Below are 1231 nucleotides of genomic sequence, written 5' to 3'. Positions count from 1 at the left end.
AAAAAAATAAAAAAAAGGGCAGTTTCTTCTCCGACCGTGGAGAAGGAACTGCCCTTTCTCTTGATTATTACGACTCTTTTTGGTTCTTGAGTCTCAATATTCTTTTTAAATTGACGGCGAATATGGTGGTGGCCGCTTGTATTTGCATACCAAATAGACCCGAGTAATTCGCTTTTTTATACCCGTGCCGGTTTTTCAATTCGCTGTTCTTCGCTTCTATTTTATATCGAGACTTCGATAGTTCTTTGAATCTCTCTGTTTCTTGAAACGCTTCTTGTTCGGTGTGTTCAGTTGATTTAACCGTTACGTAGTACGACTTTGTTTTAGCCCCTTCTTTGTAACATCCCTCTTTCAGAGGGCAAACCTTACATCTTTCTACGTCGAAGAAATAGCGGTATCTAGGATTTTTATTGTGCTTGGTACAGCCATCATATTTCTTTTGAATGGCTAGGTGTCCTGCCTTACACATATATGTACCTGCATCTTTATTAAATTCAAACTCATCATTCTTACGTGATCCATTAGTAACCAGAGGGTGAAGTTTTGAGACAAGCTCCATTTTGTGTTCATTTGTGAAACGGATATTTTCTCTTTCGGAGTAAGCTGTATCAGCGATAATGGTATCTACGTTTACACCTGCATTTCTTGTTTTGTCTACGAGTTCTCTTAGGTATTTCCCGTCATTTTTTTCACCTGATGTAATGACCGCAGCGGTAATAATTCGTTCTTCATTTGTCATGGCAAGGTGAGATTTATATCCAAAGAAAGAAGTGTCTTGAGATTTAAACCCTGTTCGTGCGTCAGGATCATCCGATTGAATCATGTTTTCTTCATAATCCTCGACAACTTCTTTTAAGACATTAAGTCTTTCTTTCACAGCGGGTACTTCGATACTTTTTGAGCTTTCTACAGTAGAAATGATCTGTCGGCAGTACTCTAACTCCTCTTGAAGGTCATTAGATAAAGGTTTGTCAGGGAACTTCCCTTGCATCGACTCATCTACGCGATAGACTGCTTTCCGAACATTTTTAGACTTTTCTTGTAGAAATTCTTTCGGTGACTTTTTATTAAAACAAGCTCTCGTATGAGTCGCATCAAGGATAATAGTGGGATCTTTAAGGATATTATGTTCTATAGCGATCTCAACACTCTTCCCAACCAGCATATCTAATAAACCCTCATCTGGAAGACGGAGTTTACGGAATTTCGTTAGGGAACTTGGGTCAATGAC

At 38.7% G+C, this 1231-nt stretch carries 1 protein-coding gene; it reads right to left on the bottom strand.

Annotated elements, in window-relative coordinates; all coding sequences use genetic code 11:
* Nucleotides 1–67: 67 nt before the first annotated feature.
* On the bottom strand, nucleotides 68–1231 hold a 1164-nt coding region (locus A33I_RS18595), incomplete at its 5' end, for a transposase (RefSeq protein ID WP_022629822.1).

Origin of the sequence: Alkalihalophilus marmarensis DSM 21297 (assembly GCF_000474275.2) — a bacterium.
Lineage (GTDB): Bacteria > Bacillota > Bacilli > Bacillales > Bacillaceae_D > Alkalihalophilus > Alkalihalophilus marmarensis.
This window is presented reverse-complemented; position numbering and strand designations above follow the sequence as displayed.